The sequence below is a fragment of the Amycolatopsis sp. NPDC006131 genome (genome assembly GCF_040614175.1).
GTDB lineage: Bacteria > Actinomycetota > Actinomycetes > Mycobacteriales > Pseudonocardiaceae > Amycolatopsis_E > Amycolatopsis_E tucumanensis.
Genome location: NZ_JBEXTX010000020.1, coordinates 59,401 through 86,041, shown reverse-complemented (window position 1 = coordinate 86,041; position 26,641 = coordinate 59,401). Strand labels below are relative to the sequence as shown.

Here is a 26,641-nt window from a genome sequence, read left to right as displayed (position 1 = left end):
GTCCTTCCGTGCGGGCTTGGGTTGGGCGGCCTGGCCGAGGGGCCGGTCCGCCCCCCGCCGCTCGCCCTCGGCCGGTCCGTCTGCCTCCCGGCCAGCCTGTCCTCTGCCCCTCGACCACCACGTCGGTTGCCTCCGCCCGCCCCAGCCAGCCCGCCGGGCGGCCGCTGCCCAGCGCGCCCGCCCGGCGGCCGCTGACCCGGCCGGCTGCCGTGGGTCAGGCGCCGAGAGCCGGGTCCGTCCGGCTCAGCCGCCCGGTCTCCACGTGCCCGGCCAGCTGGCTGGTCAGGCCGGGGGCGCTCACGGTCACGTCGTACCACCCGTCGGTCGTCCGGACCAGGTGGGTGACCGCCGCGCCGGGGCGGAGGCGGTAATCCACCCGCCGGTGGCCGTAGCCGCTCGTCACCGTCACTCCCAGCGTCGTGCGGCCCGGGTTCGTCAGCACCAGCTGCAGGTCCCCGCCGACCGGCCGCGCGGTCACCTCGGCCCCGCTGCCGGCGAACCGCCGGTAGAAGCCGTTCGGGCCGTGCACGACGACCTCCGACGACGCCGGCCACTCGTCGCTCAGCCGCTGCCCGGCGCCGACCGTGTAGCCGCGCGGGCCCGCCGCCGACGTCACGTGGAAGTGCGCGCCCACCGGGCCGCGGCTGGCGAACGTCAGCCGCAGCACGCCGTCGCGCACCTGGCCGTCCACCGTCAGGTCGTAGGGCAGCGGCAGGGCCGGGCGCTGACCGCGTTCCTGCCGCGGCAGCGCCGGATCGGCCGGGGGAGCGGGCACGTAGTCCGGGTGCCGCTCGCGGTCGGGCGGGTAGTAGCCGTCCGTTCCGGGCAGGCCCGGCACCGCGGCGTCCGTTCGGGAGAAGTCGAACGCCGTGGTCAGGTCACCGCAGATCGCCCGGCGCCACGGCGAGATGTTCGGCTCGTGCACCCCGAACCGCCGCTCCAGGAACCGCACGATCGAGGTGTGGTCGAACACCTGCGAGCACACCCGGCCGCCCTTGCTCCACGGCGACACCACCAGCATCGGCACCCGCTGGCCCAGCCCGTACGGCTGACCGTCCAGCAGTTCGCCGGAAACGTCCACAGTGGACCGGTCCGGGTACGGCGGCACCACGTGGTCGAAGAACCCGTCGTTCTCGTCGTAGGTGATGAACAGCGCCGTCCGGCTCCACACCTCCGGGTTGGTGGTGAGCGCGTCGAGGACCCGCGCGATGTACCAGGCGCCGTAGTTCGCCGGCCAGTTCGGGTGTTCGGTGAACGCCTCCGGGGCGACGATCCAGGACACCGCGGGCAGCCGGCCCGCCTTCACGTCGGCGGTGAGGATGTCGAAGAACCCCTCGCCCTTCGCGGCGTTCGTGCCGGTGCGCGCCTTCTCGTGCAACGGGTCGCCCGGCTTGGCGTTGCGGTAGTTGTCGAAGTACAGCAACGAGTTGTCGCCGTAGTTGCCGCGGTAGGCGTCGCTGATCCAGCCCCAGCTGTGCTCGGCGTCGAGGCCGTCGCCGACGTCCTGGTAGATCTTCCACGACACGCCGGCCGCTTCGAGCCGTTCCGGGTAGGTCGTCCAGCTGTAGCCGAGTTCGTCGTTGTCGATGACCGGGCCGCCGCCGGTGCCGTCGTTGCCGGTGTAGCCGCTCCACATGTAGTACCGGTTCGGGTCGGTGGGCCCGATCAGCGAGCAGTGATAGGCGTCGCAGATCGTGAACGCGTCGGCGAGGGCGTAGTGGAACGGGATGTCCTCGCGCGTCAGGTAAGCCATCGTGGTCGCGGTCTTCGCCGGGATCCAGCGGTCGTAGCGGCCCTGGTTCCACGCGGCGTGGCCGCCTTCCCAGCTGTGGTCGAGGTCCTCCAGGAACTGCAGCCCGAGGTCGCGCGCCTCCGGCCGGAACGGGAGCACCTCGCGCGTGCCGTCGGACTGGTGCCACACGGACTTGCCGCTGGGCAGCGTCACCGGGCGTGGGTCGCCGAAGCCGCGCACCCCGCGCAGAGAGCCGAAGTAGTGGTCGAACGAACGGTTCTCCTGCATCAGGACGACGACGTGCTCGATGTCGCGCAGGGTGCCGGTGCGGTGTCCGGCCGGGATGGCGGCGGCGCGGGCGATGCTCGGGGCGAGCGCGGACAGGGCGGCGGAACCGCCCGCCAGCTGCAGGAACCCGCGACGGTTCAGGGCTGTCATGGCGGTCAGCCTGATCCCGCCGCGGGTACGGGAGGCGTCGCGGCGGCGACCGGACGGCGAACACTTGACTGCCCGAGCGTGAGAAGGTAAGCCTACCCTTACTAATGGGAGGTGGGCTTTGAGCCGGTTCGAGAAGATCGTCCTGAAAACGCTGCGGGCGCCGACGTATCCGCTCCGGGTGTGCGCGGTCGAGGACGTCGCTGACCACTACCGACGGATCCGGTTCGCGGGGCCCGAACTGCTTGCCGCGGAGGAAACGCCGCCCGCGTTCTGGATCCGGCTGTGGATCCCCGCGGACGGCGAGGAGTACCAGCGGGCGTACACGGTGACCGACGTCCGCCGCGACGACGGCACCTTCGCGTGTGAGTTCGCGCTGCACGAGGGCGAGGGAGTGGCGTCGGAATGGGCGCGGCGCGCGGAACCGGGCCAGACCCTGCGCGCCACGGTGTACGGCAGCAAGCGCTTCGCGGTGCCCGCGCCCGCCCCGGAGGGGTACCTGCTGGTGGGCGACCCGTGCTCGCTCCCGGCGATCAACGACATCCTGCGCGCGCTGCCGGAACCGGTGCCCGCGAAGGTGTTCCTGCTCGAGGACCACGACCGGCTGCCGGTGGCGGGCGGGGACGTCCGGTGGTGCGGATCGCCGGAAGAGGTGCTGGCCGCCGTGCGGGACCTCGGTCCGCTGCCGGGCTGGCACGCCTGGGTGGCGACGGAAAGCGCGTTGACGCGCCAGGTGCGCGGTCTGGCGCAGGACGCCCTCGGGGTGCGCAAGCAGGACGTCACGTCGCAGGGCTACTGGACGCGGGGCCGGGCGATGGGCCGCGCCCGGCGCTGAGCCGGCGCGCGGCGGCGACCAGTTCGCGCACCGCCGGGGCGATCTCGGTCGCGAAGAGCTGCAGCGGGCCCGGGGAGCCGGCAGGCAGCAGGAACCCGCTCACCCCGTGGGTGAGGGCCAGCTCGGCGAGCCGCTCGGGCCAGCCGCGCGGTGAGCCGAGCGCGGGCGGGGACAGGTTGTAGAGACGGCGGATCGCGGCCGGGTCGCGTCCCGCGTCCGCCGCGGCCGCGTCGACGGCGGCGTTGGCGGCGGGGAGATCGGCGGGCGGGATGCGGGTCATGCTCGGCAGCCAGCCGTCGGCGAGGGCGCCGGTCAGGCGCAGCATCCGCGGCCCGAGCGCGCCGACCCAGATCCCCGGGCGGCCCGGCGGGGGAGCGGGTTCGGCGCCGTCCAGGCCGTAGTGCTTGCCCGGCAGGTGGACCGGGCTGCCGGGTGTCCACAGTGCACGGACCACCGCGATCGCCTCGCCGAGCGCGGCGACCGCTTCCGCGGGCGCGCGCCACGGCCCGCCCTCGGCCGCGATCGCGTCCCAGTACGCCCCGGCGCCCAGCGCCAGGTCGACCCGGCCGCCGCTGAGCGCGCCCAGGCTCGCTACGGTGCGAGCCAGCATCGCGGGCGGGCGCAGCGGTAGGTTGGCGACGTTGGGGAACACGCGCACCCGCTCGGTCCGCGCGGCGATCACCGACAGCGTCGTCAACGCCTCGGTGAACTCCGGACGGTACGGGTGGTCCGGCACGCTCACCAGGTCCAGCCCCGCGCGGTCGGCGACCCGCGCGAGGTCCAGCGCCAGTTCCGGCCGCCCGGTGGCCGGGGTGAGGACCGCGCCGAAGAGCAGGTCGTGCCCGTAGTCGGTCATCGAGCCGCCACCGGGCGCGGCGCGGGCGCGGGCACGAGCCGCCCCGGGCCGGCGAGCGCGACCAGCGCCGCCACCCCCATCGCGATCGCGGACAGCGCGAACGCCGTGGTGTAGCCGGATTCCACCGGGAACCGGGTGCCCGCGACGACCTCGGCGGTGACGATGGTCGACGCGATCTGCGCGCCGAAGGTGCCGCCGATGGTCCGCATGATCGTGTTGATGCCGGTCGCCTCCCCGGTCTGCCGCGGGTCGACCGCGCCGACGACGAGGTTGGCCAGCGAGGCGAAGGCGAACCCGACGCCGATGCCGAGGATTCCGTTGCCGAGGTAGATCGGCCACGGCTCGCCGTGCGCGACGGCGAACAGCACGAACCCGGCCGCGCCGATCACGCACGCCAGCACCAGCGGGAGCTTGAAGCCGGCCTTCGCGCCGATGCGCCCGGCGAGCGGGCTGGCGAACAGCATGGTCACGGCCATCGGGATGATGAACAGCCCGGCCTCGGTGACCGACGCGCCGAAGCCGTACCCGGCCTGCGGCGGCGTCTCGACGAGCAGCGGCACCAGCGTGAACGCGCCGTACATGCCGAAGCCGATGATCAGTGCGGTGATGTTGGACGTCAGCACCGCGGGGCGGCCGAGCAGCCCGATGTCGATCAGCGGCTGGGTCAGGCGTTTTTCCACCAGCGCGAACACGACCAGCAGGACCACGGCGGCCGCGAACAGCCCGATGATCGCCGCGGAGCCCCAGCCCCACACCCGGCCCTCGCTGATCGCCAGCAGCAGCGCGACCAGTCCGCCGGTGAGCAGCAGCGCGCCCGCCCAGTCGACGCGGCCCGGCGAGCGCACCGGCGACTCGCGCACGAACGCGGCGACGGCGGCGATGCCGGCGACGATCACCGCGAACATCAGCCAGAAGATCCACTCCCAGCTCAGCGCGTCCACGATCGGGCCGGGAATCACGAGCCCGACGCCGAACCCGATGCCGAAGGTCGAGCTGATCCAGCCGATGGCGACCGGCACCCGTTCGCGGGGGAACTCGTCGCGCACGATGCCGAAGGCCAGCGGGAAGGTCGCGGCGCCGACGCCCTGGATCGCGCGGGCCGCGATCAGCACGCCGATCGACGGGGCGAGCGCGGCGAGCAGCGTGCCCACGGCGGACACCGCGAGGCAGGCGAGCAGCACGCGGCGCTTGCCGAACATGTCGCCGAGGCGGCCCAGCAGCCCGGTGGCGACCGACGCGGTGAGCAGGAAGGCGCTGAGCACCCAGGAGACGGTGGTGGTGGAGGTGCCGAACTCGGCCTGCAGCGTCGGCAGGGCGGGCACCGGCATGGTCTGCAGCAACGAGAACGACAGCACCGCGATCAGCAGCGCGGCGAAGGGTGCGGAAGTTCGTGTCATGACGTAATGATTACATGACGACATGATTACGTCCAGAAGGTAGGATCGGCGCATGGACGACCGCGAGACGCGCCCGCCGACCCTGCTCGCCCTGCCCTCGTACCTGGCGGGCCACGTCGCGCGGATCGGGCACCGCGGGCTGGTCGCGGCACTGGCCGAGCACGACCTGCGGTTGCCGCACTTCGCGGTGCTGACGGGTTTGTCGGACTTCGGGCCGCTGGCCCAGCACGAGCTCGCCGACCGGCTCGGGCTCAACCGCAGCCACCTCGTCGGGTACCTGGACCTGCTGGAACAACGCGGCTTCGTCCGCCGCGAACGCGATCCCGCCGACCGGCGCCGCCAGCGAGCCGCCCTGACCGAGCCCGGCTCGGAGCTGGTGCGCCACCTGCAGGAGGTGGCGCACCGCTCACAGGAGGAGTCGCTGGGCGTGCTGTCCACAGAGGAGCGCCGGACGCTGGTGGAGCTGATGCGACGGGTCGTCGTGGCCGACGATGCCGCGTCGAAGGAAGTGACCGCCTAGCGGCGGGACGGCCGGCCGAAGTTGTCCGCTGTGGGCTTGGGGGGTCCCTCGCGCGGACCGGCAAGGCAGTCCTCAGTGCCGGGACGACCAGTCGAAACTACTCACGTTGGACCCGGTGGCAGGTATTCCAGCTCCACCCAGCCGTCGTACCCGGTGACGGCAGGCGATCCAGTCACGCGGTCAGCCCTGGGCCGGTGGCTGCCACGCACGCCCCAGGTGGGCGGTCCTGCGGGCAGTGTTCAGCAGCGTGTTAGCCCAGCCGAAGCCGTCCACAGTGGACCCGCTCGGCACGTATCTCAGGCTCGCCCAGCCGTCGTGTCCGGTGGCGGTCCGGTGCTCCCGCCTCCCGGTCACCCCGAGCCGGCGGCCGTGCGCACCACCCTGGCCGCCCGTCCGACAGGCAGCGCTCAGTGCCGGGACAACCAGCCGAAACTGTCCACAGTAGACCCGCTCGGGACGTACTCCAACCCCACCCAGCCGTCGTACCCCGTCGCGGCCAGGCGGTCCAGCCACGCGGTCACCCCGAGCCTCCCGGTGCCCGGCTCGTGCCGTCCCGGCGCGTCGGCCACCTGCACGTGCCCGGTCCGCGCCAGCAGCGGCGGCGTGAGCAGCGCGTCCAGGTCGTCGCCGTTGTTGCCCAGGTGGTAGACGTCCGTCAGCAGCGCGATGTTGCCCGCCCCGACCTCGTCCGCGAGCGCCAGCGCGTCGGCGGCGCGCAGCAGCGGGTAGTCCGGCGCGCCGCTGAGCGGTTCCAGCAGCACCGTGCCCGGCAGCCGGTCGGCGGCGAAGGCGAGGTTGTCCAGCAGCACGTCCCGCGAAGCGCCGGTCCGGTTGCCGGGCAGCACGTTGAACCGCGAGCACCCCAGCCGCTCCGCGATGCCGGCCGCGACGTCCACCCCGTCGCGGAACTCGGCCGTCCGCGCGGCGAACCCGGCCAAACCCCGCTCGCCCGCGGCGAGGTCGCCGTGCGGCACGTTCAGCGACACCAGCTCCACCCCGGCGTCGGCGATCGACGCGACGAACCGCTCGACCTCGCTGTCCCCGGGCACGCCGTCGAACGGCCACCACGACTCCACCCCCGCGAACCCGGCCTCCGCCGCCGCGGCCGGGCGGCGCTCCGGCGCCAGCTCGGTGAACAGGATCGAGGTGTTGACGTCGTACCGCATGACGTCATCCTCGCAGACGCGCCCGCAACTCCAGCTTCGCGATCTTGCCGGTCGCGCCCTTCGGCAGCTCGTCCACGATCCGCACCCGCCGCGGGTACTTGTAGGCGGCGATGCGCTCCTTGGCCCACGCCACGATCTCGTCCGGTTCGGCGCTCGCGCCCGGCTTGAGCGAGACCACCGCGACGACCTCCTCGCCGAGCCGCTCGTCCGGCTCGCCGATCACCGCCGCCTCGCCGACCGCCGGGTGCCGGTACAGCAGCTCCTCCACCTCGCGTGGGTAGACGTTGAACCCGCCGCGGATGATCAGGTCCTTCTTGCGGTCCACGATGAACACGAACCCGTCGGAGTCGACGTAGCCGAGGTCGCCGGTGTGGAACCAGCCGCCGCGGAACGCCTCCGCGGTCTCCTGTGGCCGCTTGTAGTAGCCCTTCGTGATGTTGTGCCCGCGCAGCACGATCTCGCCCACCTGCCCGGACGGCAGCGGGTGGTCCTGGTCGTCGACGATCCGCAGTTCCACACCCCAGATCGGCTTGCCGATCGAGAGGATCTTGCGGTTGTCCGCGCCCGGGTTGACCGTCGTGGTCGACGCCGACTCGGACAGCCCGTAGCCCTCCAGCACCGGGATGCCGTACTTCTCCTCGAAGCGGCGCAGCACCTCCTCCGGGATCGCCGCCCCGCCGGAGCTGCCGATCCGCAGGCTGCTGGTGTCGTAGCCGGTGGTGTCGGCGTAGGCCAGCGCGTGGTACATCGTGGGGACCCCGGCCATGATCGTGACCCGGTCCCGCTGGATCGCCTCCAGCACCGCGGGCACTTCGAAGCGCGGCACCACCGAGATCGTGCGCCCGTGGCGGGCCGAGGCGTTGAGGATGCTCGACAGGCCGTAGACGTGGAAGAACGGCAGCACGGCCAGCGCGACGTCCTCGGGTTCCGCGCCGAAGCGCTCGCTGCCCAGCGTGCACGTCATGTAGAGCTGGAAGTGGGACAGCTCGGCGCCCTTGGGGCGGCCGGTGGTGCCGCTGGTGTAGAGCAGCACGGCCGTGTCGTCCGCCGCGCCGGGGAAGATGTCGCCGTCGTCGGCGGGCTCCAGCAGCACCCGGAAGGACAGCGTCCCCTCCGGCCAGGCGCCGGCATCGAGGTCGCCGACGACCACCGCGCGGACGTCCGGGACCTCCTTGAGCGCCGTGGTGACCTCGGGCGCGCCCGCGGCGTGGGCGATGATCATGCGCGCGTCGGAGTCGTCCAGGTGGTAGGCGATCTCGGCGGACTTGAGCAGCGGGTTCAGCGGGACCATCGTCAGGCCCGCCTTGAGGATGCCGAAGTAGGCGATCACGAACTCGGGCACGTTGGCGAGCTGCACCGCGACCTTGTCCCCGGGGCGCAGGCCCGCCTCGCGCAGGGCGACGGCGACCCGGCCGGAGCGCTCGTCGACCTCGGCGTAGGTCATCGCGCCTGACGGGAAGCGCAGGAAGTCCTTGCCCGGCGTGGCCGTCGCGGACTCCCGCAGCATGATCGCCAGGTTGAAGCTCATCGGCTGCCCACCTTCCGAACGTCGTTCTGTCCGGCGTGCCCGGATTTCCCCCAGGTGTGCCGGATGGCCTGCGGGTCGGCTGTCAGACCCGGCAGAATCCCGTTCGGTTTTGCGGCGACGTCGACCCGTCAGCCAGTGAACCGCGCGGCCGGTGCGGTGGTCAAGCCCCCGGCGCGTCGTCGAGGTCGCCGGGGCGGATGCGGTAGACCTGCAGGCGCAGGTCGTAGTACTTCGTGGTCTCGCCGACCCACTGCATGCCGAGCCGCTTGGCCGTCGCGATCGCCCGAACGTTGTTCGGTCGTGCGACGGCGAACAGCTCGTCGGTGTCCTGGGTGAAGGCCCACCGGATCAGGGCCTGGCTGCCCTCGGTGGCGTAGCCCTGCCCCCACGCGTCGGGGTGCAGCTGCCAGCTGAGTTCGAGGTCCTCCTCGTAGGGCGGCAGCAGGCGGATGGCCAGACCGCCGATGACCTGGCCGTCCTCGCGTCGTTCCATGGCCCAGCGGCCGCGCGGCGGCGGCAGGTTCGGCTGGGCCTCGTGCCAGGCGTGCAGCACCGCACGCATCGCGGCGACATCTCCGACCCGGTCCATCACCGGGGTCAGCCAGTGCGTGACCTCTTCCGAGCCGTAGATCGCGAAGGCGGCGTCGGCGTCGTCGGCCGTCCAGTCACGGATGACCAGCCGGTCGGTGATCAGGGGCGACTCCATGTGTAAACGCTACGTGAAGTGCGGCCGGTACGGCAGCCGCGAGCGGCAGATGCGCCCAGAGGGCGGTACGGTCCCCGTCGCCGCTGCGGCCCCACATGGCCGCGCAGGTGGTCAGGACATGCAGGCCGGTGCCGAAGCCGCTGTCCGCGGAGGGCAGCTCGATGCCGGGCGCGGACAGCGAGATCCGCAGCCAGCCGGACTCGGTGCCCTCGCGCACGAGCCGGATCGTGGCGGGCAGGCAGCTCTGCTCGTAGGCAGCGCTGGCCAGCGCGTCGATGACGAGCAGCGCGTCGGTGACCGTCTCCACCGTGCAGCCGTCGAGGAAGGTCGCGGCCGACTCCCGCAGGGTCCGGATGTCCGTGGGGTGGTTCAGCACCCGTTGCAGGGCGTTGTCGATCCAGAAGTCGGTCACGCGGGCTCCCTCCGCTGTCTGCTCAACGGTCGAGTGAGGCTACCCGGGCGAGCGTTGCTGAAACCGCGCATGTTGTGACCGCGGTCTCAGTTCGTCAGCCAGGTTACGCGTCCTGGGTGTGGTGGCGCAGCAGCCGGGACAGCAGGCCGGTCAGCTGCTCCCGTTCCGGGCCGCTCAGCGGGGCGAGCAGGTCGTCCTGGATGCGCGCGATCTGTTTGTCGAGGCGTTTGAGCTGCCTGCGGCCGGCCGGGGTGATCGTGATGACGTTGCGCCTGCGGTCGGCCGGGTCCGGTTCGCGGCTGACCAGGTCGCGGTCGGCCAGTTCGTTGATGGTCGCCACCAGGTCGGAAAGGTGGATCGCGCTGCGGCGGCCGAGCGTGGCCTGGCTCGACGGCCCGGACTCCTCGAGCGCGGCCAGCAGGCGGTAGTGGTAGCCGCGGGCGCCGGCCTCGGACATGCCCTCGGTGACGAGCCGGTGCGCGTGGTGCGCGGTCTGGGTGAGCAGCCAGCTGGGCAGGTTCCGCAGGCGTTCGGGGGCGGTGGTGTCCATGATCGGAGTGTAACCGAAACGTTCGCCCGGCAAATCATTTGACGAACTAACGTTTGTCGGTCTAACGTTTCCGGCATGACTGAGAAGCCCTTCCGCATCGACATCCCGCAGTCCGCTCTCGACGACCTCGCCGCCCGCCTGGAGCGCGTCCGCTGGCCCGACGAGCTGCCCGGCGCGGGCTGGGACTACGGCATCCCGCTCGCCCGTGTCCGCGAGCTGGCCGATCACTGGCGCGACGGCTACGACTGGCGCGCCCAGGAGGCCCTGTTGAATTCGTTCCCGCAGTTCACCGACGAGATCGACGGGCAGACCGTGCACTACCTGCACGTGCGGTCACCGCGGGCGGACGCTCTGCCGCTGGTCGTGACGCACGGCTGGCCCGGTTCGGTCGTCGAGTTCCTGGACGTGATCGGGCCCCTGTCGCGCGACTTCCACCTGGTGATCCCGTCGATCCCGGGTTTCGGCTTCTCCGGGCCGACGGCCGAGCGGGGCTGGGACGTGGCCCGGGTGGCGCGGGCATGGGCCGAGCTGATGCGCCGGCTGGGGTACGAGCGGTACGGCGCGCAAGGCGGCGACTTCGGCTCGGGGATCTCGCAGCAGCTCGCCGCCGTCGCGCCGGACCAGGTGGTGGGTGTGCACCTGAACTACCTGCCGACGCTGCCGCCGCCCGGTGGGATCGCCGGATTGTCCGAAGAGGATCAGCGGAGGCTCGACCACACGAAGGCGTACGCCGCGAACCGGCCCGGCTACCAGATCCTGCACATGACCACGCCGCAGACGATCGCCTACGCCCTGACCGATTCGCCGGTCGGGCAGCTGGCGTGGATAGCCGAGCGGTTCGCGAAGTGGACCGACCCGGAGTCGCGCATTCCGGACGACCGGCTGCTGACGGACGTGATGCTGTACTGGCTGACCGGGACCGCGGGATCGGCCGCGCGCCTGGCGAAGGAGAGCACGTACGCCGCACAGGCGGGCCGCCCGTGCCCGGCGCCGGTCGGGGTGGCGGTCTTCGCGCACGACATCACCCTGTCGGTGCGCGCGGTCGCCGAACAGCGCCTCGACATCCGCCACTGGAGCGAGTTCGAAAGAGGCGGCCACTTCGCGGCGATGGAGGTGCCTGATCTGTTCGTCGAGGATGTGCGCAAGTTCTTCAGCACGCTGACCTGAGGCGCGGGAGCGCCGCCACCCTGCGGCGGCGCCGCCCACCAAAACCACCGGCGCCGTCGCCGGGTCCGAGCCGCCGCGGTTGGCGAAGCCTGCGCCGCCAAGGCGACGAGGCAGACGGGTGTCGCCGGGGGAGGGTTTTTCTGGGCTTTGCCTGTCCCGGGTGCTTCTGCCATGTTGCACCCAGGAGCGGAGAGGGGGCCCGATGCCGGAAGCCGAGATCCTGTCGCCGGGGGAGTTGCGCGCACTCGGGGCGTGGATGGACCGCCAGGGGCTGCCCGGCGGGCCTGTCGAGGACCTCGCGCCGATCGCCGGTGGTACTCAGAACCTGATGGTGTCGTTCCGCCGTGGCGGCCGGGCGTATGTGTTGCGCAGCGGGCCCCGGCACCGGCGGGCGCGCAGCAATGACGTGCTGCGCCGGGAGATGCGGGTGCTCGCCGCGCTGTCGGGTACGGCGGTGCCGCACCCGGAGCTGATCGCGGCCTGCCCGGAGGAGACCGTCCTGCCTGGCGCGGTCTTCTACCTCATGGAGCCGGTGGACGGGTTCAACGCGACCGTCGAGCTGCCCGAACCACACGCCACCCGTCCCGACCTGCGGCACGAGATGGGCCTGGCGATGGCCGACGCGCTGGCGGCGCTCGGCGCGGTCGACCACGAGCGGGCCGGCCTGGCGGATTTCGGTCGCCCACACGGGTTTCTCGAACGTCAGGTGCCGCGATGGCTCGCGGAGCTCGATTCCTACGCGGGCCACGACGGTTACCCCGGGCCGGACCTGCCGGGCGTGGAGGGTGTCGCCGACTGGCTCGCGCAGCACGTGCCCCAGCGGTGGTCACCAGGCATCCTCCACGGCGACTACCACCTGGCGAACGTCCTGTTCGACCGCCGTGGCGCCACGGTCGCGGCGATCGTGGACTGGGAGATGAGCACGATCGGCGACCCGCTCCTCGACCTTGGCTGGCTGCTGGCCACGTGGCCCGGCACTCGCCCGATGCTCGGATGGACCGGCCTCGCCATGGCCGGCGACCTCGCCACCGAGGAGGAGATCGTGGCCCGCTACGCCGCTCGCTCGGGACGGGACACCTCCGGAATCGCCTGGTACGCGGTGCTGGCGTGCTTCAAGCTGGGCATCGTGCTGGAAGGCACGCACGCGCGTGCCTGCGCGGGCAAAGCGCCACGCGCCATCGGAGACCGCCTGCACGCCGCGGCGGTCGGGTTGTTCGAGCAGGCGCTGGACCGGATCGCGTGTTCGTGAATGACTGAGGTGCCCGGCGCGGCTGCGGTGGTGAGTGCAGCGCCGAGACGGCCTTCACCCGGCGGTTGCGGATCGTGGTGAGCATGCGCGCCGGGAGGGCTTGCGCGGTGGGATGTGCTTGCGGGCCGGAGATGTGCTTGCGGCCCGGCGCTGGGCTTGCGCGGCGGGTGGGCTCGCGGGGCGGGGATGGGTTCGCGCGACGGATGGGCCTGCGGGGGCGATGGGCTTGCGGGGCGGCGCTGGGCCGCCGGGGCGGGAGGGGCTCGCGCCGCCGGGATGTGTGTGCCTCCGCGGCCGACGGTCGGCTGGGCTGCGCGGTGACCGGTGGGCTGGGCTGCGCGGTGGCCGGTGGCCGGTGGCCGGTGGGCTGCGCGGTGGTCGGTGGTCGGTGGGCGGGCCGCGGTGGGCGGCTGCTCGCTCCGGAGGGCTGCTCGCGCGGGATGGCGAGGGATTCGGCGGGCGGCTCGCCGTGATCGGGTGGGGGGATTGCACGCGAGGATCTCGCACCGGGATGGCCTTGACCAGGTGCTGGTGGTGGGCGTCGCCGATTCCGGTCGGGAGGTGGTCGGTGGCGGCGCATCGGGTGTCAGGGGCGGTGGTCAGGGCACCACGGTCACCGGCCAGAGACCGGACCGCACGAGGCGGTTCGCCACCGAGCCGACGATCCGGTGGCCCCGGCTCTCCGACGCGCCCACCACGACGAGGTCGGCGTGCAGCTCCACCGCCGCGCGGCGGAGTTCCGTGAAGGCGTCGCCGCGGCGGACGATGAACGTGATGGGCAGGCCGGCTTCGTCGGCGAGGTTGCGGATCGGTCCGCGCATCTCGTCGATCGTCGCTTCGTAGGCCTGCTCCTGGGCCGCCGCGAGGTAGCCGCTCGCCATGCCAGTCCACGCCGTCGGCGCCAGCACGTACACCAGCACCAGCCGCGACCGCTGCCGTCGCGCCAGCCCGGCCGCGTAGGCGCCCGCCCGGGACGCGGTGGGAGAGCCGTCGACGCCGGCGAGGACGACGTGCGGCCCGTCGGTGCCCCGCTCGAACGGGCCCGGCGACCACGCCGGGCCGTACTCCTCCACCAGTTGTCCCCGCTCCGCACCCACGGCACGCATTATCTGGCACCGCCGCTCCGGGTGCGGGCGCCCGCCACGGCTTTGGTACGAATGACGTCTACGCCGACAGGAGGAACCAAGTCGTGGGTAACGGGCCCGACCCCGTGCGGGCGGCCGACGTGGCGATGGCGGCCGCCCGGTTCGCCGGGGTCATCCAGCCGACGCCACTGCACCGCAACGAACGGCTTTCGCTGCAGCACGGCGTGGACGTCTGGCTCAAGCGCGAGGACCTGTCCGCCGTCCGCTCCTACAAGGGCCGGGGCGCCTACAACCTGGTGAGCCAGCTCTCACCGGAGGAGCGCGCCCGCGGCGTGGTGTGCGCGAGCGCGGGCAACCACGGCCAGGGTGTGGCGTTCGCCTCAGCCGCCCTCGGTGTCCTCGCCCGCGTCTACCTGCCGCGCACCACGCCCCGCCAGAAGCGGGACCGCGTCGCCCGGCTCGGCGGCGAGCACGTCCAGATCGTGGTGCACGGCGACACCTACGACGACGCGGCCGCCGCCGCGCAGGCGTACGCGGCGAGCACGGGCACGACGATGATCCCCGCGTTCGACGACCCGCGCACGATCGCCGGGCAGGGCACCGTCGTCAAGGAGGCCATCGAGCAGCTGGGCCGCGCGCCCGACGTCGTGATCGTGCCGGTCGGTGGCGGCGGCCTGCTCGCCGGGACCCTCGCCTGGCTTCGCGAGACCCACCCCGAGGTGCGGGTGATCGGCGCTGAGCCGCAGGGCGCGGCCAGCATGGCTCTCGCGCTCGAACACGGCGCCCCCATCGCGATGGAGACCATCGACCCGTTCGTCGACGGCGCCGCTGTCCGCCTCGTCGGGCAGCACACCTACGCCCTCGCCGCCGAACGCCGGCCCGCCATGATCGCCGTGCCCGAGGGCAAGATCTGCGTCGAGATGCTCGACCTCTACCAGTCCGACGGCATCATCGCCGAGCCCGCCGGCGCGTTGTCACCGGCCGCGCTCGGGCTCGACCTCGACCTGGAACCGGGCTCGACCGTGCTGTGCATCGTGTCCGGGGGCAACAACGACGTCAGCCGGTACGCCGAGATCGTCGAGCGAGCCCTGATCTTCGAGGGGCGCAAGCACTACTTCCTCGTCGAGTTCCCACAGGAGCCCGGCGCGCTCCGCCGGTTCCTCGACGACGTGCTCGGCCCGGACGACGACATCACGCTCTTCGAGTACGTCAAGCGCAACAACCGCGAGACCGGCCCGGCTCTGGTCGGGATCGAACTGGGCTCGCCGGACAACCTCGAACCGATGATGAAGCGGATGGCGGCGGGTCCGCACCGCATCGAGCGCGTCCCGCCGGACAGCCCCCTGTTCACGTTCCTGGTGTGACAAACGTAGCCTGACCTGCGGTTTTACTCTGATTGACTCTATGATCTTCGGTGGCACTTTTTGAACTGTCTTGCCTGCTCGGCAGGCCTTTTCACGCCCCGCCTGTCGCAGTTCGTGCGGAGTCGGTTTCACCCGGCTCTGCCCCAGGTTCTGCCCCATCTGCCCCACCGACCAGCTCCAGTGTCGGCTTCTCGCCCAGCGCCGCCATCAGCTTCGCTCGGGTGGCCGTCGACTGCTGTACGTATTCCCTGGTCTGATTGATGTCGGCGTGGCCCATCAGTTCGGCGAGGGTAAAGACGTCGATGCCGCCGTCCGCTGCGCTGGTAGCGAAGCCGCGGCGTCCCGCATACAGCCCGCCTGGTGGTTCCTTGCCAGCTTGGTTGTATGCCCGCCACAGCGCCTCCTGAACGTTCATAGGAGTGGCTATGTTGCCCCGCGGCGTCAGGAACACCAGGGAACTGCGGCAGCGTGATCCGTCTGAATGGGGGATGCCGCAGCCGCCCGTCAGGTCGCGGCCGTTGAGCCTGCGGTCGAGGATCTCGAGAGCCTTCTTCGTGAGCGGCACCTTGCGAGCATCACCGTCTTTGGGATACGGCCGGATCACCTTCCGCTTCGAGACGTAGACCATGGAGACATCAACCCAGCCTCGCTTCCGATCCACATGATCAGCGTGAAGGCCGGCGATCTCCCCGGGGCGGAGGCCGGTTTGCTTGGTGAATTCGACGATGTCGGCGAACTCCTCCGACAGCTTCAGGCCATCGAAGCTTTCGTCCGTATAGAACTTTTTGTCTTTTCGCAGGACTTTCGGGAGGCTGACGCCGACGCACGGTGACGCCGTGAGCACTCCCTCCTTGACCGCAAGGTTGATCGCAACTCGGAAGATGGCGTAGATCCGGCGGGCATAGGCGGGCGACATGCCGGGACGCACCTTCAGCCCGCTGCGCGAGTCGACCCACCTCTGGATATCGCGGTTCTTGATCTGGTTGAGTGGGACGTCGCCCCACCGCGGAATGATGTGCTTTTCGGCCGCAAACCGTTCTTTCGCTGCGGTATCCGTCTCGGGATTGTCACGCTCCTCCTGCAGGCTTTCCCACCACTCACCCCATGTGACCTTCGCGTTCTCCGGAACTTCCGAGGGAGCGGCCCGTCGCCGAGCCGCCACCTCGAGTTCCTGAGCTGCCAGCTTCGCGTCCGTCTTGCGGTCGTAGTGCACGACCTTGCCGTGCAGATCCCGGACGAACTGTTTCTTCCCATCGCTGTCCCGATAGCAGCCGCGGTAGGTCTTGCCGTTGGGGAGGCGTTCACCCCATGCCATGGGGACACCTCCACGCTGGAATCAGCCCAGCAGACAGGCGGACAGCAATGGTCGCGCGTCGAGGTCGACTACGCAGGGGGCGTCGTCCTCGCGCGGCTCGTCGTCCTCGGGTGGCAGATCCGTCGACGGGGCCGGAGCTGCTGTCCCCGTGTCCGAAGGGGCGGCCGAGGGCATGTGTCCCACACGGGTCGGAGTTCCGCCGGTGCTCGCAGCTTCGGGTGTGGTCGGCTCGACCTCGACGCCCGCGGGGGCGACAGGCACGATCGGTACCGCTGCGGTCGGACCTCGGCGGGCCGGTTCGGTCGTGGACGGCGTCGTCGGGGAGGCCGGGGAGATCGCTGCTGGTGGTTGAGTGGTGGGCATGGTGAGCGGGGGGAGTCGGGGCGAGCCTTCTGGCCAGACCAGTGCGAGAAAGCCGCCGACGCCGGCGAGCGCTAGGACCGCGGCCGCTCGTGCCGGATGCTCCTTGGTGCTCCTGCGCGCGAAGCTCAGCACCGTTGCACCAGTTGCGGCGACGCCCGTCAGTCGGCGGCCGCCGCCGTTGTCGTCTGGACCCACCGGTGCGCTGGTTAGCACGTCCAGTGCTCGCATGTGGGCGAGCATCTTGCGCTCGACGCGTCGGGCTCTTCGGGTTGCTCGAATGGCCAGGAAGATCGCGACCACGTTGGTCACGCTCAGTAGGCCCCAAAAGACGTAATGCACTCGACCGAGAGTTGTAACAATGATCAACGAGGCAAAGTTCAGTTACGTCACCGTTACGCATTTTAACCCTTTCGGCGGCGCTCTGAATGCGCTGCGTGTCTCGCGCGGTGCAGCTGGATGTAGGTAAGCCTGTCCTCTTCGGACAATTCACTGATCGCCCATAGCTTCCGTTCGACCTCGTCTTGGAGGTCCGGCTCGTCCGAGGCGGCTGTCGGCGCGCTTGCTGCTCTGTTGTACTCGGGCGGTGTGCCGCCGGCGAGGATCCGGTCGATCATGCCGGGGTCCCACCCGAAGAAGGTCTCGACCTTGAGCAGTGTTGTCCGGCCGACTCTGGTGCCGTTCTCAAGGCGCGTCAGGGTGCGGTCGCTGATATCGCCGAGCCGCTCGCTGATCGCTTCCGCGAAGGCGATGGGGGTCTCGTATCCCATCTCGAAGCGCTTCCGGGCGACGAAGCTGCCCAGTCGTTTCCAGTCCTGTCCGGCCATGCGGCAACTTTGTCGTCCTGGGCCCGTACTGTCCAAGCGTGTCTGAGGCCGTGACCTGGACTTTCTGTCCATAACTGTCAGTCTCCGTCGCACTCAGTCGAACTATGTGGCCATAGCGTAGCACTCTGTCGGCTTCTGACGTGCACCGTTACCGATCTGTGTCCGGTGCTGTCTTCGGTTTGTTTGACTTCTGTCGATTCTGTCATATTCTGTCGTCATGCCCGACAACAACGGCGGCAACGCCGGGACGCACCCGACGGGCGGAGCAGGCACATCGCCGAAACGGAGCACATCCACCAATGACGACTGAGTCCCCGAAGGCGGCAGCGGCGGGCGCTGCTGTTTCTCCCTGGCTGACCGTCCAGGAAGCGGCCGAGTACGCGAGGGCGAAGCCCTCGACCGTCCGGCGAGCTTGCGTCGAGTTCCAGCGCAGCAACGGCAAGCGCGGACTCCGCAGTTACCAGCGCACCACCCGCGGCGCGCACCTCGTGCACCGCGACGACCTGGACACCTGGATCCGCGGCGAGTCGCCCGGAAAGCGGCGCCGCGTCCCCGCCGTCGCCTGACCTCGCCCCGATTTCACCGCGCATGAGAGGGCCCGCCTCCGCGCTGCTACCGCGGAAGACGGGCCGAGACCACCGGAACCCCACAGGAAGGAGCACCCGGTGACCAGCACGATCGTACCCGGCAAGCACGACCCCGACGGAGCGGCCGCTGATGGCTACGCCACCGTCCCGTTCATCGAGGTGTGGCGCAGCGTCCGCGGCGACCAGCCCGTCCAGGCCGACACCAAGCACCGCCAGCACGCGCCCGAGGAAACCACCGTCGTCGACCTGCTGCCGATTTCCGCCGCGCTGGCCAACGACCTGCCGCTGCCGGGCCCGCGGTTCGGCGCCTGGGCATGGCTCGAGCAGATCATCGAGCGCGTCCGAAGCTGGTTCACTCGCGGCGGAGACGACGAGACGCCCACGACGATCCTGGCGCCCGTCGACGACACCGCGCAGACCATGCCGCTCCCGCGGCACGGCGACATCGTCGCCCTCATCGAGGCCGCCGGTGCGCGCGGTCTGCTGTGGGAGGTCGACCCGCAGTTCGTGTGCTGGCCGTGCTCGTGGTGCGCGATGGAGGACGGCGTCGCGTGCATGCGGATCAGCGCCAAGGACCGCGACTGGGACGTCGAGGTGTGCCGCGACTGCGCGCCGCACGCCGTCCGCCGCGTCCCTGGCGACGCGGACATCCAGATCGAAGTTCCGGAGCACGCCGCACACGTCACGGAGGACGCGCGATGACCACCGTCGAAGCCACGAAGACCAGTGACGAGCTGCTCGCCGCGTTCGACCGGATCGTCGAGGAGGGCAAGCGGCTCCCGCTCGACGAGCTGAAGAAGCGCTACAAGGCGTCTGACCACTTCCAGTACCGGGATCACCTGATCTTCAAGGACGTGATCGAGCTGCCGGTCACGGTCGCGATGGTCACCGGCGAGACGTCCGGTGCGGTGAACAAGATCCTGGGCGGGCTGCGCGAGCTGTACGGCGAGGACCTGGACTACAAGTTCGAGGGCCGTCACGACGAGGTTCGGCTGACCGTCCGGCGCTGGCGCGAGGAGAAGGACCTGCGCGAGCAGTGGAAGGACTTCGCCGAGGCCGAGTACAAGACCGAGATGTACGGCGGTGAGCGATGACCCTCGTCGCTTGGCACCCGCAGAGCACGCTGTTCCGCGTCCTCGCCGACCACCTCGGCCTCTTCCCGAACCTGCCGCGGGTGATCGTCCTCCAGGGCGGCAGCCTCGGCATCGAGGCTGAGGCGGTCCTGCAGATCGGCACCTCCCGGTCCCGCGGCGAGACCAACGGTGCGCCCGCCGTGCTGATGTGGGCGAAGACGCTGGCCGAGCCGAAGGTCCATATCCGCGAGCACGCCGGGTCCGGCCGCCTCACCAACGTCTGGGTCACGGGCGGCATCGACGACCTGAGCGTCGCCGTGTGGGACGTCGACGAGGGCGAGCTGTACCGCCTCCTCGACCCCGCCCGGCGGGACACCGAGATCACTCTTGACCAGCTCGCGCAGTACGTCGCGACCGGCGTGCTGGAGGCGTTGTGAGTGCCGACATCGCGTCCTTGATGCCGCTGCCCGCGCTGGCCTTCGGCGTGCTCGTGCTCCTGGCCCTGCTGGGCGTCGTGGTGGGAGGTGGTCGGCGATGACCGCCACCCTGGAGCGTCCGCAGCTCACCGAGCCGGGCATGTATGGCGGGGTGCCCGAGGAGGTCTACCACGGGCTTCCTGGACTGTCCTCGACGGGCGTGAAGCGGATGCTGCACGCGCCCGCGGTGTACCGGTGGCATGCCGACCATCCCGCGCCGCCCGCGAAGTCGACGTTCGACCTCGGGCACGCGGTGCACGCCAAGGTGCTCGGCGTCGGCCTCGCGGTCGCGGTGATCCCCGACGAGCTGCTCGCCGCGAACGGAGCCGTGTCCACCAAGGCGGCCAAGGCCTTCGTGGCCGAAGCGCGCGCGGCCGGCAAGACCGTGCTCAAGTCGGACGAGTACGCCGAGGTCGCGGCGATGGCCGAGGCGGTGCTCGGGCACCCCGACGCCGGGCCGCTGCTGACCGGCGCTGAGCCGGAGGTGTCGATCCTGTGGGACGACCCGGCCACCGGTGTCCGTTGTCGTGGGCGCCTGGACTACTGGCACGAGCGGGCGAACGTCGTCGTCGACCTGAAGTCGGCGCGCAGTGCGGACCCGCGCCGGTTCGCTCGGCACGCCGTCGACTTCGGCTACCCCGAACAGGGCGCCCACTACCGGACCGGCACCACGATCGTCACCGGCCGCGACACGGCGCCGCGCTTCATCCACGTCCTCGTGGAAAAGGAACCGCCGCACCTGGTGTCCGTGGTCGAGCTCGAACCGGCCTTCCTGGCCGTGGCCGCCGACCGCGTCCGCTACGCGATCGACCTGTACGCCGACTGCCTGGAGACCGGCCGCTGGCCCGGCTACGGCGACGGCATCCACCCCATCCAGCCGCCGGCTTGGTACCGCGCTGACACCCTCGACGAACTGGAGTTCTGATCCCCATGACCGACCTCGCCCACTACACCGGCGGCCCGAACGTTCCGGCGCTCGACAACGATGGCAGCGCGCTCATCATGCGGACCGTCCAGCAGATGCAGGGCGCGCACCAGCTCGCGAAAGCGTTGGCGAACACCGCGTTCGTGCCGTACCAGTGGCGTGGCAAGCCCGACGACGTGGCCGCCGCGATCCTCTACGGCGCCGCGATCGGCCTCGACCCCATGAGCGCGCTGCGCGGCCTGTACGTGGTCAACGGCAACCCCGGCATGTACGCGCGGCAGATGGCGGCGCTGGTCATGTCCAAGGGACACACCCTGCGCACCGTCGAGGTCACCGACACCTCCGCCACCGTGTCCGGGCAGCGCCGCGGCTCCGACCACGTCGAGACCGTCACCTGGACCATCGAGCGCGCGAAGCAGGCCGGGTACGTCCCGACGATCGACCCGAAGACCGGCAAGTACCGCACCAACGACAAGACCGGCAAGGTCATCGGGAACGAGAAGTACCTCACCGACCCGCAGTCGATGCTCTACGCCCGCGCGCTGGGCGACGTGTGCCGCCGAATCGCCCCGGACGCCCTGGCCGGCCTGGACTACACGGTCGAGGAACTCCAGGTCATTAGCGCCGAAGCCGAGATCGTGCGCGACCGGCCCAAGCGCGAGTCGGCCGCATCACTGCTGGCAGGTTCGGCGCCAGAGGACACCACCAGCAGCAGCGAGGCTGCCAACGAGCCGGCCGCGGTTGAACCGGCGCCGGACTCCGAGTCGGCCACTGAGGGCGCGGCGCCGTCCCCGCCGATCACGCAGGCGCAGCAGAAGAAGATGGGCGCCCTGATGCGCCAGGCGGGCATCACCGAGCGGTCCGCCGCTCTGGCCTACGTCCGCGACATCATCGGCCACGCCGTCAACTCCCGCGCCGAGCTGACCAAGCAGGAGGCGGGGGCCGTGATCGACGCGCTGGAGGCCGCCGCCGGGCAGCAGGCCGGCAAGGCCGACCCGCCGGGCGTCGTCGCGGGCGAGGTCGTCGACAACGACGCCTACGAGGAATGGGCCCGCGAGCAGGAAGCCGCTGGCGACAACCAGCTGCTCCCGGACGACCCGGACCTGCAGGCGGGTGCGTGATGACCGGACCTGAGCACTACCGGGAGGCCGAAGAAGCTGTCCGTTGCGCTCAACGCGCGGGCGCTGACCGTCCCGAGGAGGAACGGATTCATCTGGCCTACGCACAGGTGCACGCCACCCTTGCGCTGGCCGCCGCAGCCGCCATGCCGTCCGTGCTCGACGAGTCCAACGAGGACATCGACGGGGTCGCGGACTGGGCGCGTGCGATCACGCCGGAAGGGCGTGAACCGTGAGTGGCGAGCTGGTCGGCCCGGTGCCGACGATCTACTTCCACGGCGGCCCCGGCGGCGCCCGGACCGTGCACCGGCAGGCCTACGAGGTCCCGCGCAACACGCTGGACCCCCGGTTCGCGGCCTGCACCGAGCACCACCCCGCGTGCGACTGCCGCGAGGCCGTGCTCGCCGAGGAACAGGGCGAGCTGCGCGCTGAACTGACGATGCTCTACCGCGCGGTCCGGACCGTGCTGGCCGGCCACCGGACGTGGGACTGGGACGACGACAGGGCGAACCGTCCCGGCCTCTGGCTGGGCGACGGGCCCAACGCCTGTCAGTGCTCCGGCTGCAAGCTCGTGCGCACCGCCCGCGTCCCGGTGTCCTCGGTGGACGGCGACTACCACACCGGCCGCATCCCCGGCGGTGCTCGGTGAAGGCGCACGTGAAGTCCACCGCGCTCGTGTCCGCGCGGGCCTGCATGTGGACCGTCATCACGCTGATCGCCGCGGTCGTGCTGATCGTCGGCGCGGGCGTCCTCGTCCTCGGTGGCATCGATGCGGCCGGGAGGTACTGACCATGCCCGACCTCAACCCCGGCCAGCGTGTCCGCATCGGCGTCACCTACGGCACCGTCATCCCGCGCCACGACACCGTGCGCGTCCGGCTCGACACCGGCCACGAGGCCGACTTCGCCACCCGCGTCGTCGTGCCCGTCGACAACCGGGAGCCCGGCAAGGAGTGGGCCGTCCAGCACCCGGACTACACCCTCGTGCCGCAGAGCGAGAACGCCGCCCGCTTCACCCAGGCCCAGATCCCGGGCTCCGTGCTCGTCCACTGGGACGGCGAGCAGTGGCAGGTGGTGACCCCGTGAACCACGCGCTCGCGACCGCGGCCTACAACACCGCCTTCGCCCTGCTCCTCCTCGACAGCCTCGTCCCCTGCCCGCCCTTGCGCCACGCCGCCGACAAGGTCGCAAACGTCGGGCACAAGCTCGCTGCCGCGCAGGCCCGGGCGGACCGAACCAGGGCGTTGCCATGACCTCGACGAAACCCGATGTGTACGCGGTGCTGAAGCGCACCGACGAGCGGATCGCCCGCCAGCGCGGCTACGACCCGCTCGGCGACGACACGATCAAGCCGTTCGCCGACGCCGTCCGGCCGCTGATCGAGACCAGCGCGCCGGCTCGGCCTGACCCGACGGCGGCCGCCGAGCTGCAGCACAAGGACGACGTGATCGCCGAGCTGCGCCGCACGGTCGACGGGCATGCCCGCTCGTGCGACCGGCTCAAGACCGACAAGCAGCGCCTGGCCGAGGAACTCGAGCAGGCGCGCGCCGAACTCGCCGCCGCCAGAGCGGAAGCGAACGAGGCGAAAGCCCAGTTCCGCGGCGCCAGCGGCGAGGTGAACCGCCTGACGAGCGAACTGCGCGCGGGCCGACAGCAGCTGGCCCGCGCCATGGCGGTCGCCGACGAGGAAGCCGCGAAGTTCAAGGCGCGCATCGCGGAGCTGGAACAGGCCGTCGACCGGCCATCCGCGGAGGGCGCAGGCCATCGGCACCTCTACCTGGCGGCGGAGCCGGGCCAGCCCATCGGGCCGTGCACGGATCCGGCGTGCGGCAAGCCGTACCCGCGCAACCAGATCGCCGACCTGTCTGGCGAGGTCGCACCGACACCGCCGGAGCCGTGGGCACCGCTGTTCCAGCGGATCCGCGGCGAGCTGGCCGACTGGGGGAGAGGGCGCTGATGAACGAGACCCAGCAGCACGCGCTGCCCCTGTGGTCCGGCGGCGAAGTCAGCGCCTACCGGCCGATGTTCGCCGTCGACGAGCGCGTCGGGTACCGCGGTGACGCGACGTGGCGGGGCCGCGTGGTGCAGGTCGCGTTCGACAAGGTCAGCAACCGCAACCACTTCTGGGTCATCTGGACCATCGGGCAGCCCGGCGGCCCGCACGTCTACACGGCCGGGTCCCTCTGCCGTGCACCCGAGATGACCGCGGCCGAGCGGCGCCGCGAGCGGCAGGGCGAGTGCCTCACCAGCGGGTTGCACCCGCTCACCGCCGCCCTGGGCTGGCCGCTGCGCCTGCACCCCGACGCCCCGCCCCCTGCGGACCGCAACGCCCCTGGCCCGCGCTGCGGCAGCTGCCTCTTCCGCGAGCTGCTCAAGCACCACGACAACACCTATGCAAAGTGCGCCGCCGGGAACGGCGCGCGCCGCACCCACGGCCCCGGCACGGACATCCGCGCCTGGTGGCCCGCGTGCATCGACCACCAGGAGTGGAACCCATGAACGATCTCGCCACACCCGCCCTGGACAAGCCGACGCTGCTGCTGTTCACCGCGTGGGCCAAGGCCAACCACATCAACCTCACACCACGGCCCGCGACCGCAACCCGCCCCAGCCAGATCACCGCCGAGCAGATCTACACCGACGAGCGCCACGTGCCCGACGGGCAGCTGCTCACGCTGCGCGAGTACCAGGTGCTCGCCGGCATGGCGCTCGGCATGACGAACGAGGAGATCGGCGCCGACCTCTACCTCTCGGTCGACACCGTGAAGACCCATGCGCGTCGCCTGTTCCGCAAGCTCGACGTGAAGAACCGCACCCAGGCCGCGATGGCGGCCCCGGCCGCGCTGCGGCACCTCGTGGGAGGTGCCGCGTGACCGCCGCCCGCCAGCTCCTCGAGCGCCGCTACGTCGAGATGGACGAGGACGTGTTCTTCACGTTCTGCGCCTGGGCTGAGCGAGCCGGGTTCCACATCGTCGAGCACCCGAAGGTCGCCGGCCAGCTGGTGGTCAAGGACCTCCCGCGCGGCCACATCGTCGCCGTGCCGCAGCTGAGCTACACCCAGTTCCAGGCGTTGTTCGCGATCGCCAAGGGCATGTCCAACCCGGACATCGCCCGCAAGCTCGGCGTGCGCCTGGAAACCGTCAGGGAGCGGATCACCGCGCTGTTCCGCAACCTCGAGGTGAACGACCGTGCCGCCGCCGTCGACACCGCCTGGCGCCTCGGGATCCTGGGGTACGAGCGGTGAAGCGCAGCGCCGCGGTGATCACCGGCGACAACGCCGAGATCTTGTGCGCCACCAGCCCGGACGCGCACCGCACGCACGAGAAGGACCGGGTGTGCGGTGGCGGCATCGACCAGCCCGCGTGGCCGGCGTGCCGCGAGCGCGGCACCTGGCTCATCCGCCGCTACCAGCACGCCTACTGCTCCGACCACGCGGCGATCCGCCTGCACACCTGGCACCTCTGGGGAGGTCTCCCGTGAACAAGCACGCCCTCGCGCGCGCCGTCCTCGACGAGTGGCGACGCGAGATCGACAGCACGCCGATCCCCGTCCTCGTCGACACCGACACCGCCGTCGCGGTCGTGCTCGAAGCGGCCGCCGCGCCGCAACGACGCTGAGCCGCTGCTCAGCACGAAAGACGTCCAGCCCCAACCATCGAAAGGAAATCCGTTGGCTGACGATTCGTCCACTCCGGACCCGAACGCGCCGGACTTCGCCGTGTTCATAACCCAGGCCGGCAAGGGCAAGACCCACCGCGAGCTCACCGCAGCGCTGCAGGAGGTCACAAAGTCCGTCCTGCAGACCCTCAAGCCCGGAAAGATCACGCTCACCCTCACCTTCAAGCCCCAGAAGGGCGTCGAGGGCGCGCTGCTCATCACGGACCAGGTCACCACGTCCATCCCCCGCTTCGACCGGCCGGCGTCGATCTTCTACGCCGACGACACCGGCGGCCTGCACCGCAACGACCCCCGCCAGCCCTCCCTTTACGACGAGGTCACCCAGGAGGCCCGCCGATGACCGAGCCACAGGAACTCGACGCCGAGGTGATCGCCGACCTCGCCCGCCGCGCCGAAACCGCGAAGACCGTCAAGGCCTACGAGATCGACGGCGACGCCGAATCCGTGGTCGTGCGGGTCGTGCGCAACGACGAGCGCGTAGAGGTGCTCGACCTCGAGCGGAAGCTCGACACGCCCCGGCGCCCCCGCGGGACCGCCAACCTGTACGACCCGGGCGACTTCGTCGCCTACGTGAAGCGCCTGCGCAGCGAGAGCACGACGGTGTGGGGCGACGAGGACAAGTCGCGCTTCACCGCGGTGTTCAACGACCATCTCGACCAGCTGGAGCCCGGGTGGCGAGACCACACCGCGGTTCTGCAACTCCAGGACGACCCGGAGTGGACGACGTGGGTCAAGGCCAGCGGCACCTGGTTCGGCCAGGGAGCATTCGCCGAGTTCCTCGAGGACCACGCCGCCGCCGTCGTGACCCCCGACGGAGCGACGATGCTGGAGATCGCCACCGAGTTCAAGGCCCACAAGAAGGCCGAATTCCAGTCGAAGGTGGACCTCACCACTAGCGACATCCAGCTCACCTACAACGAGGAGACCACCGCCAAGACGACCCGGGCCGGTCAGCTGGAGATCCCGCGCGAGTTCGTGGTGTCGCTGGCACCGTTCCTCGGCGTCACGCCGCGGAACCTCGTCGCCCGCCTGAAATGGAACGTGCAGGAGGGACAGCTCTCCATCGGCTACCGCCTGCACCGGCCGGACCTGGTCAAGCGCGACGCGTTCGCCGACATCCGCGCAGCCCTCGTCGAAGGCCTCGGATCGAGGGACGAGGGCGGCGTGCCGGTCCTCCTCGGCGCCAGCCCAGCAGCACTGAACCAGCAGTAGCACCGGTGACCGGCGTCAACGTCACTCGCCCGCGCTTGGGTGCCGCGGCGGGAATCGAAAGCGGGCTCAC

34 protein-coding genes and 1 pseudogene are annotated in these 26,641 nt (G+C 71.1%); 24 read left to right on the top strand and 11 right to left on the bottom strand.

Annotated features, from left to right (window positions below):
- Positions 1 to 214: 214 nt before the first annotated feature.
- On the bottom strand, positions 215 to 2,170 hold the full coding sequence (locus ABZ215_RS13915) for a phosphocholine-specific phospholipase C (protein ID WP_354949765.1): 1,956 nt from the start codon (positions 2,168 to 2,170) through the stop codon (positions 215 to 217).
- A gap of 118 nt (positions 2,171 to 2,288) precedes the next feature.
- On the opposite strand from ABZ215_RS13915, the gene ABZ215_RS13910 reads away from it, so the two are divergent.
- The gene (locus ABZ215_RS13910; RefSeq protein ID WP_354949764.1) at positions 2,289 to 3,002 is read left to right on the top strand and encodes a siderophore-interacting protein; all 714 of its coding nucleotides are present in this window, start codon (positions 2,289 to 2,291) and stop codon (positions 3,000 to 3,002) included.
- On the opposite strand, the gene ABZ215_RS13905 is transcribed toward ABZ215_RS13910, so the two are convergent.
- Both ABZ215_RS13905 and ABZ215_RS13900 read right to left on the bottom strand, forming a co-directional pair.
- Entirely contained in the window at positions 2,947 to 3,858 is a 912-nt protein-coding gene (locus tag ABZ215_RS13905) for an LLM class flavin-dependent oxidoreductase (RefSeq protein ID WP_354949763.1), read from the bottom strand. The genes ABZ215_RS13910 and ABZ215_RS13905 overlap by 56 nt on opposite strands.
- Positions 3,855 to 5,255 (bottom strand): MFS transporter, encoded by a 1,401-nt coding sequence (locus ABZ215_RS13900; RefSeq protein WP_354949762.1) that lies wholly within the window; start codon positions 5,253 to 5,255, stop codon positions 3,855 to 3,857. Before ABZ215_RS13900 ends, ABZ215_RS13905 begins: the two co-directional genes overlap by 4 nt.
- 52 nt (positions 5,256 to 5,307) lie before the next feature.
- On the opposite strand from ABZ215_RS13900, the gene ABZ215_RS13895 reads away from it, so the two are divergent.
- A complete protein-coding gene (locus ABZ215_RS13895) occupies positions 5,308 to 5,775 on the top strand; it encodes a MarR family transcriptional regulator (protein WP_354949761.1) in 468 nt (155 codons plus the stop codon).
- A gap of 407 nt (positions 5,776 to 6,182) precedes the next feature.
- Here ABZ215_RS13895 and ABZ215_RS13890 read toward each other — a convergent pair whose 3' ends face one another.
- The 5 genes from ABZ215_RS13890 to ABZ215_RS13870 form a co-directional block, all read right to left on the bottom strand.
- The gene (locus ABZ215_RS13890; RefSeq protein ID WP_354949760.1) at positions 6,183 to 6,941 is read right to left on the bottom strand and encodes a TIM barrel protein; all 759 of its coding nucleotides are present in this window, start codon (positions 6,939 to 6,941) and stop codon (positions 6,183 to 6,185) included.
- A gap of 4 nt (positions 6,942 to 6,945) precedes the next feature.
- On the bottom strand, positions 6,946 to 8,469 hold the full coding sequence (locus tag ABZ215_RS13885; RefSeq protein WP_020422952.1) for a long-chain fatty acid--CoA ligase: 1,524 nt from the start codon (positions 8,467 to 8,469) through the stop codon (positions 6,946 to 6,948).
- Between the two features lie 160 nt (positions 8,470 to 8,629).
- On the bottom strand, positions 8,630 to 9,175 hold the full coding sequence (locus tag ABZ215_RS13880) for a GNAT family N-acetyltransferase (protein ID WP_237339746.1): 546 nt from the start codon (positions 9,173 to 9,175) through the stop codon (positions 8,630 to 8,632).
- Positions 9,135 to 9,587: a hypothetical protein gene (locus tag ABZ215_RS13875; RefSeq protein WP_157358836.1), complete on the bottom strand. Its 453-nt coding sequence runs from the start codon at positions 9,585 to 9,587 to the stop codon at positions 9,135 to 9,137. Before ABZ215_RS13875 ends, ABZ215_RS13880 begins: the two co-directional genes overlap by 41 nt.
- Positions 9,588 to 9,690: 103 nt before the next feature.
- The gene (locus ABZ215_RS13870; RefSeq protein WP_020422948.1) at positions 9,691 to 10,137 is read right to left on the bottom strand and encodes a MarR family transcriptional regulator; all 447 of its coding nucleotides are present in this window, start codon (positions 10,135 to 10,137) and stop codon (positions 9,691 to 9,693) included.
- Positions 10,138 to 10,212: 75 nt separating this feature from the next.
- On the opposite strand from ABZ215_RS13870, the gene ABZ215_RS13865 reads away from it, so the two are divergent.
- Together ABZ215_RS13865 and ABZ215_RS13860 are read left to right on the top strand one after the other, a co-directional pair.
- Entirely contained in the window at positions 10,213 to 11,304 is a 1,092-nt protein-coding gene (locus ABZ215_RS13865; protein ID WP_354949759.1) for an epoxide hydrolase family protein, read from the top strand.
- A gap of 202 nt (positions 11,305 to 11,506) precedes the next feature.
- Positions 11,507 to 12,553 (top strand): phosphotransferase family protein, encoded by a 1,047-nt coding sequence (locus ABZ215_RS13860; RefSeq protein ID WP_354949758.1) that lies wholly within the window; start codon positions 11,507 to 11,509, stop codon positions 12,551 to 12,553.
- Positions 12,554 to 13,152: 599 nt separating this feature from the next.
- Here ABZ215_RS13860 and ABZ215_RS13855 read toward each other — a convergent pair.
- Positions 13,153 to 13,650, bottom strand: coding sequence for a universal stress protein (locus ABZ215_RS13855; protein WP_235716311.1), 498 nt, complete (start codon positions 13,648 to 13,650; stop codon positions 13,153 to 13,155).
- Between the two features lie 113 nt (positions 13,651 to 13,763).
- On the opposite strand from ABZ215_RS13855, the gene ilvA reads away from it, so the two are divergent.
- A complete protein-coding gene (gene ilvA / locus ABZ215_RS13850) occupies positions 13,764 to 15,002 on the top strand; it encodes a threonine ammonia-lyase IlvA (RefSeq protein WP_020422944.1) in 1,239 nt (412 codons plus the stop codon).
- 91 nt (positions 15,003 to 15,093) lie between these two features.
- Here the strand turns inward: ilvA and ABZ215_RS13845 are convergent, their stop codons facing one another.
- Together ABZ215_RS13845 and ABZ215_RS13840 are read right to left on the bottom strand one after the other, a co-directional pair.
- Positions 15,094 to 16,317, bottom strand: coding sequence for a tyrosine-type recombinase/integrase (locus tag ABZ215_RS13845; protein WP_354949757.1), 1,224 nt, complete (start codon positions 16,315 to 16,317; stop codon positions 15,094 to 15,096).
- Between the two features lie 764 nt (positions 16,318 to 17,081).
- Positions 17,082 to 17,504, bottom strand: a complete 423-nt coding sequence (locus ABZ215_RS13840) for a hypothetical protein (RefSeq protein ID WP_354949756.1) — start codon at positions 17,502 to 17,504, stop codon at positions 17,082 to 17,084.
- Between the two features lie 299 nt (positions 17,505 to 17,803).
- On the opposite strand from ABZ215_RS13840, the gene ABZ215_RS13835 reads away from it, so the two are divergent.
- The 19 genes and pseudogenes from ABZ215_RS13835 (at position 17,804) to ABZ215_RS13745 (ending at position 26,571) form a co-directional block, all read left to right on the top strand.
- Positions 17,804 to 18,070: a helix-turn-helix domain-containing protein gene (locus tag ABZ215_RS13835; RefSeq protein ID WP_354949755.1), complete on the top strand. Its 267-nt coding sequence runs from the start codon at positions 17,804 to 17,806 to the stop codon at positions 18,068 to 18,070.
- A gap of 99 nt (positions 18,071 to 18,169) precedes the next feature.
- Entirely contained in the window at positions 18,170 to 18,793 is a 624-nt protein-coding gene (locus ABZ215_RS13830) for a hypothetical protein (protein ID WP_354949754.1), read from the top strand.
- Positions 18,790 to 19,185 (top strand): hypothetical protein, encoded by a 396-nt coding sequence (locus ABZ215_RS13825; protein ID WP_354949753.1) that lies wholly within the window; start codon positions 18,790 to 18,792, stop codon positions 19,183 to 19,185. Before ABZ215_RS13830 ends, ABZ215_RS13825 begins: the two co-directional genes overlap by 4 nt.
- A complete protein-coding gene (locus ABZ215_RS13820; protein ID WP_354949752.1) occupies positions 19,182 to 19,601 on the top strand; it encodes a hypothetical protein in 420 nt (139 codons plus the stop codon). The genes ABZ215_RS13825 and ABZ215_RS13820 overlap by 4 nt, the downstream gene beginning before the upstream one ends.
- 97 nt (positions 19,602 to 19,698) lie before the next feature.
- Positions 19,699 to 20,565: a PD-(D/E)XK nuclease-like domain-containing protein gene (locus ABZ215_RS13815; protein WP_354949751.1), complete on the top strand. Its 867-nt coding sequence runs from the start codon at positions 19,699 to 19,701 to the stop codon at positions 20,563 to 20,565.
- Positions 20,566 to 20,570: 5 nt separating this feature from the next.
- The gene (locus ABZ215_RS13810) at positions 20,571 to 21,686 is read left to right on the top strand and encodes a hypothetical protein (protein WP_354949750.1); all 1,116 of its coding nucleotides are present in this window, start codon (positions 20,571 to 20,573) and stop codon (positions 21,684 to 21,686) included.
- Positions 21,686 to 21,919: a hypothetical protein gene (locus ABZ215_RS13805; protein ID WP_354949749.1), complete on the top strand. Its 234-nt coding sequence runs from the start codon at positions 21,686 to 21,688 to the stop codon at positions 21,917 to 21,919. The genes ABZ215_RS13810 and ABZ215_RS13805 overlap by 1 nt, the downstream gene beginning before the upstream one ends.
- Positions 21,916 to 22,332: a hypothetical protein gene (locus tag ABZ215_RS13800; RefSeq protein ID WP_354949748.1), complete on the top strand. Its 417-nt coding sequence runs from the start codon at positions 21,916 to 21,918 to the stop codon at positions 22,330 to 22,332. Before ABZ215_RS13805 ends, ABZ215_RS13800 begins: the two co-directional genes overlap by 4 nt.
- Positions 22,329 to 22,472, top strand: coding sequence for a hypothetical protein (locus ABZ215_RS13795; RefSeq protein WP_354949747.1), 144 nt, complete (start codon positions 22,329 to 22,331; stop codon positions 22,470 to 22,472). The genes ABZ215_RS13800 and ABZ215_RS13795 overlap by 4 nt, the downstream gene beginning before the upstream one ends.
- A gap of 2 nt (positions 22,473 to 22,474) precedes the next feature.
- The gene (locus ABZ215_RS13790) at positions 22,475 to 22,768 is read left to right on the top strand and encodes a hypothetical protein (RefSeq protein ID WP_354949746.1); all 294 of its coding nucleotides are present in this window, start codon (positions 22,475 to 22,477) and stop codon (positions 22,766 to 22,768) included.
- Entirely contained in the window at positions 22,765 to 22,935 is a 171-nt protein-coding gene (locus ABZ215_RS13785) for a hypothetical protein (protein ID WP_157360684.1), read from the top strand. The genes ABZ215_RS13790 and ABZ215_RS13785 overlap by 4 nt, the downstream gene beginning before the upstream one ends.
- Positions 22,932 to 23,639 (top strand): hypothetical protein, encoded by a 708-nt coding sequence (locus ABZ215_RS13780; RefSeq protein ID WP_354949745.1) that lies wholly within the window; start codon positions 22,932 to 22,934, stop codon positions 23,637 to 23,639. The genes ABZ215_RS13785 and ABZ215_RS13780 overlap by 4 nt, the downstream gene beginning before the upstream one ends.
- On the top strand, positions 23,639 to 24,181 hold the full coding sequence (locus ABZ215_RS13775) for a hypothetical protein (RefSeq protein WP_027933707.1): 543 nt from the start codon (positions 23,639 to 23,641) through the stop codon (positions 24,179 to 24,181). The genes ABZ215_RS13780 and ABZ215_RS13775 overlap by 1 nt, the downstream gene beginning before the upstream one ends.
- 170 nt (positions 24,182 to 24,351) lie before the next feature.
- Positions 24,352 to 24,555, top strand: a pseudogene (locus ABZ215_RS13770) (helix-turn-helix transcriptional regulator); the annotation flags it as partial.
- Positions 24,552 to 24,926, top strand: coding sequence for a LuxR C-terminal-related transcriptional regulator (locus ABZ215_RS13765; RefSeq protein WP_354949744.1), 375 nt, complete (start codon positions 24,552 to 24,554; stop codon positions 24,924 to 24,926). The pseudogene ABZ215_RS13770 and the gene ABZ215_RS13765, both read left to right, overlap by 4 nt.
- Entirely contained in the window at positions 24,923 to 25,162 is a 240-nt protein-coding gene (locus ABZ215_RS13760) for a hypothetical protein (protein ID WP_354949743.1), read from the top strand. Before ABZ215_RS13765 ends, ABZ215_RS13760 begins: the two co-directional genes overlap by 4 nt.
- Positions 25,159 to 25,299, top strand: a complete 141-nt coding sequence (locus tag ABZ215_RS13755) for a hypothetical protein (protein WP_354949742.1) — start codon at positions 25,159 to 25,161, stop codon at positions 25,297 to 25,299. The genes ABZ215_RS13760 and ABZ215_RS13755 overlap by 4 nt, the downstream gene beginning before the upstream one ends.
- A 52-nt stretch (positions 25,300 to 25,351) precedes the next feature.
- A complete protein-coding gene (locus tag ABZ215_RS13750; protein ID WP_354949741.1) occupies positions 25,352 to 25,699 on the top strand; it encodes a hypothetical protein in 348 nt (115 codons plus the stop codon).
- Positions 25,696 to 26,571, top strand: coding sequence for a DUF2303 family protein (locus tag ABZ215_RS13745; RefSeq protein WP_354949740.1), 876 nt, complete (start codon positions 25,696 to 25,698; stop codon positions 26,569 to 26,571). The genes ABZ215_RS13750 and ABZ215_RS13745 overlap by 4 nt, the downstream gene beginning before the upstream one ends.
- The last annotated feature ends 70 nt before the right edge of the window (positions 26,572 to 26,641 follow it).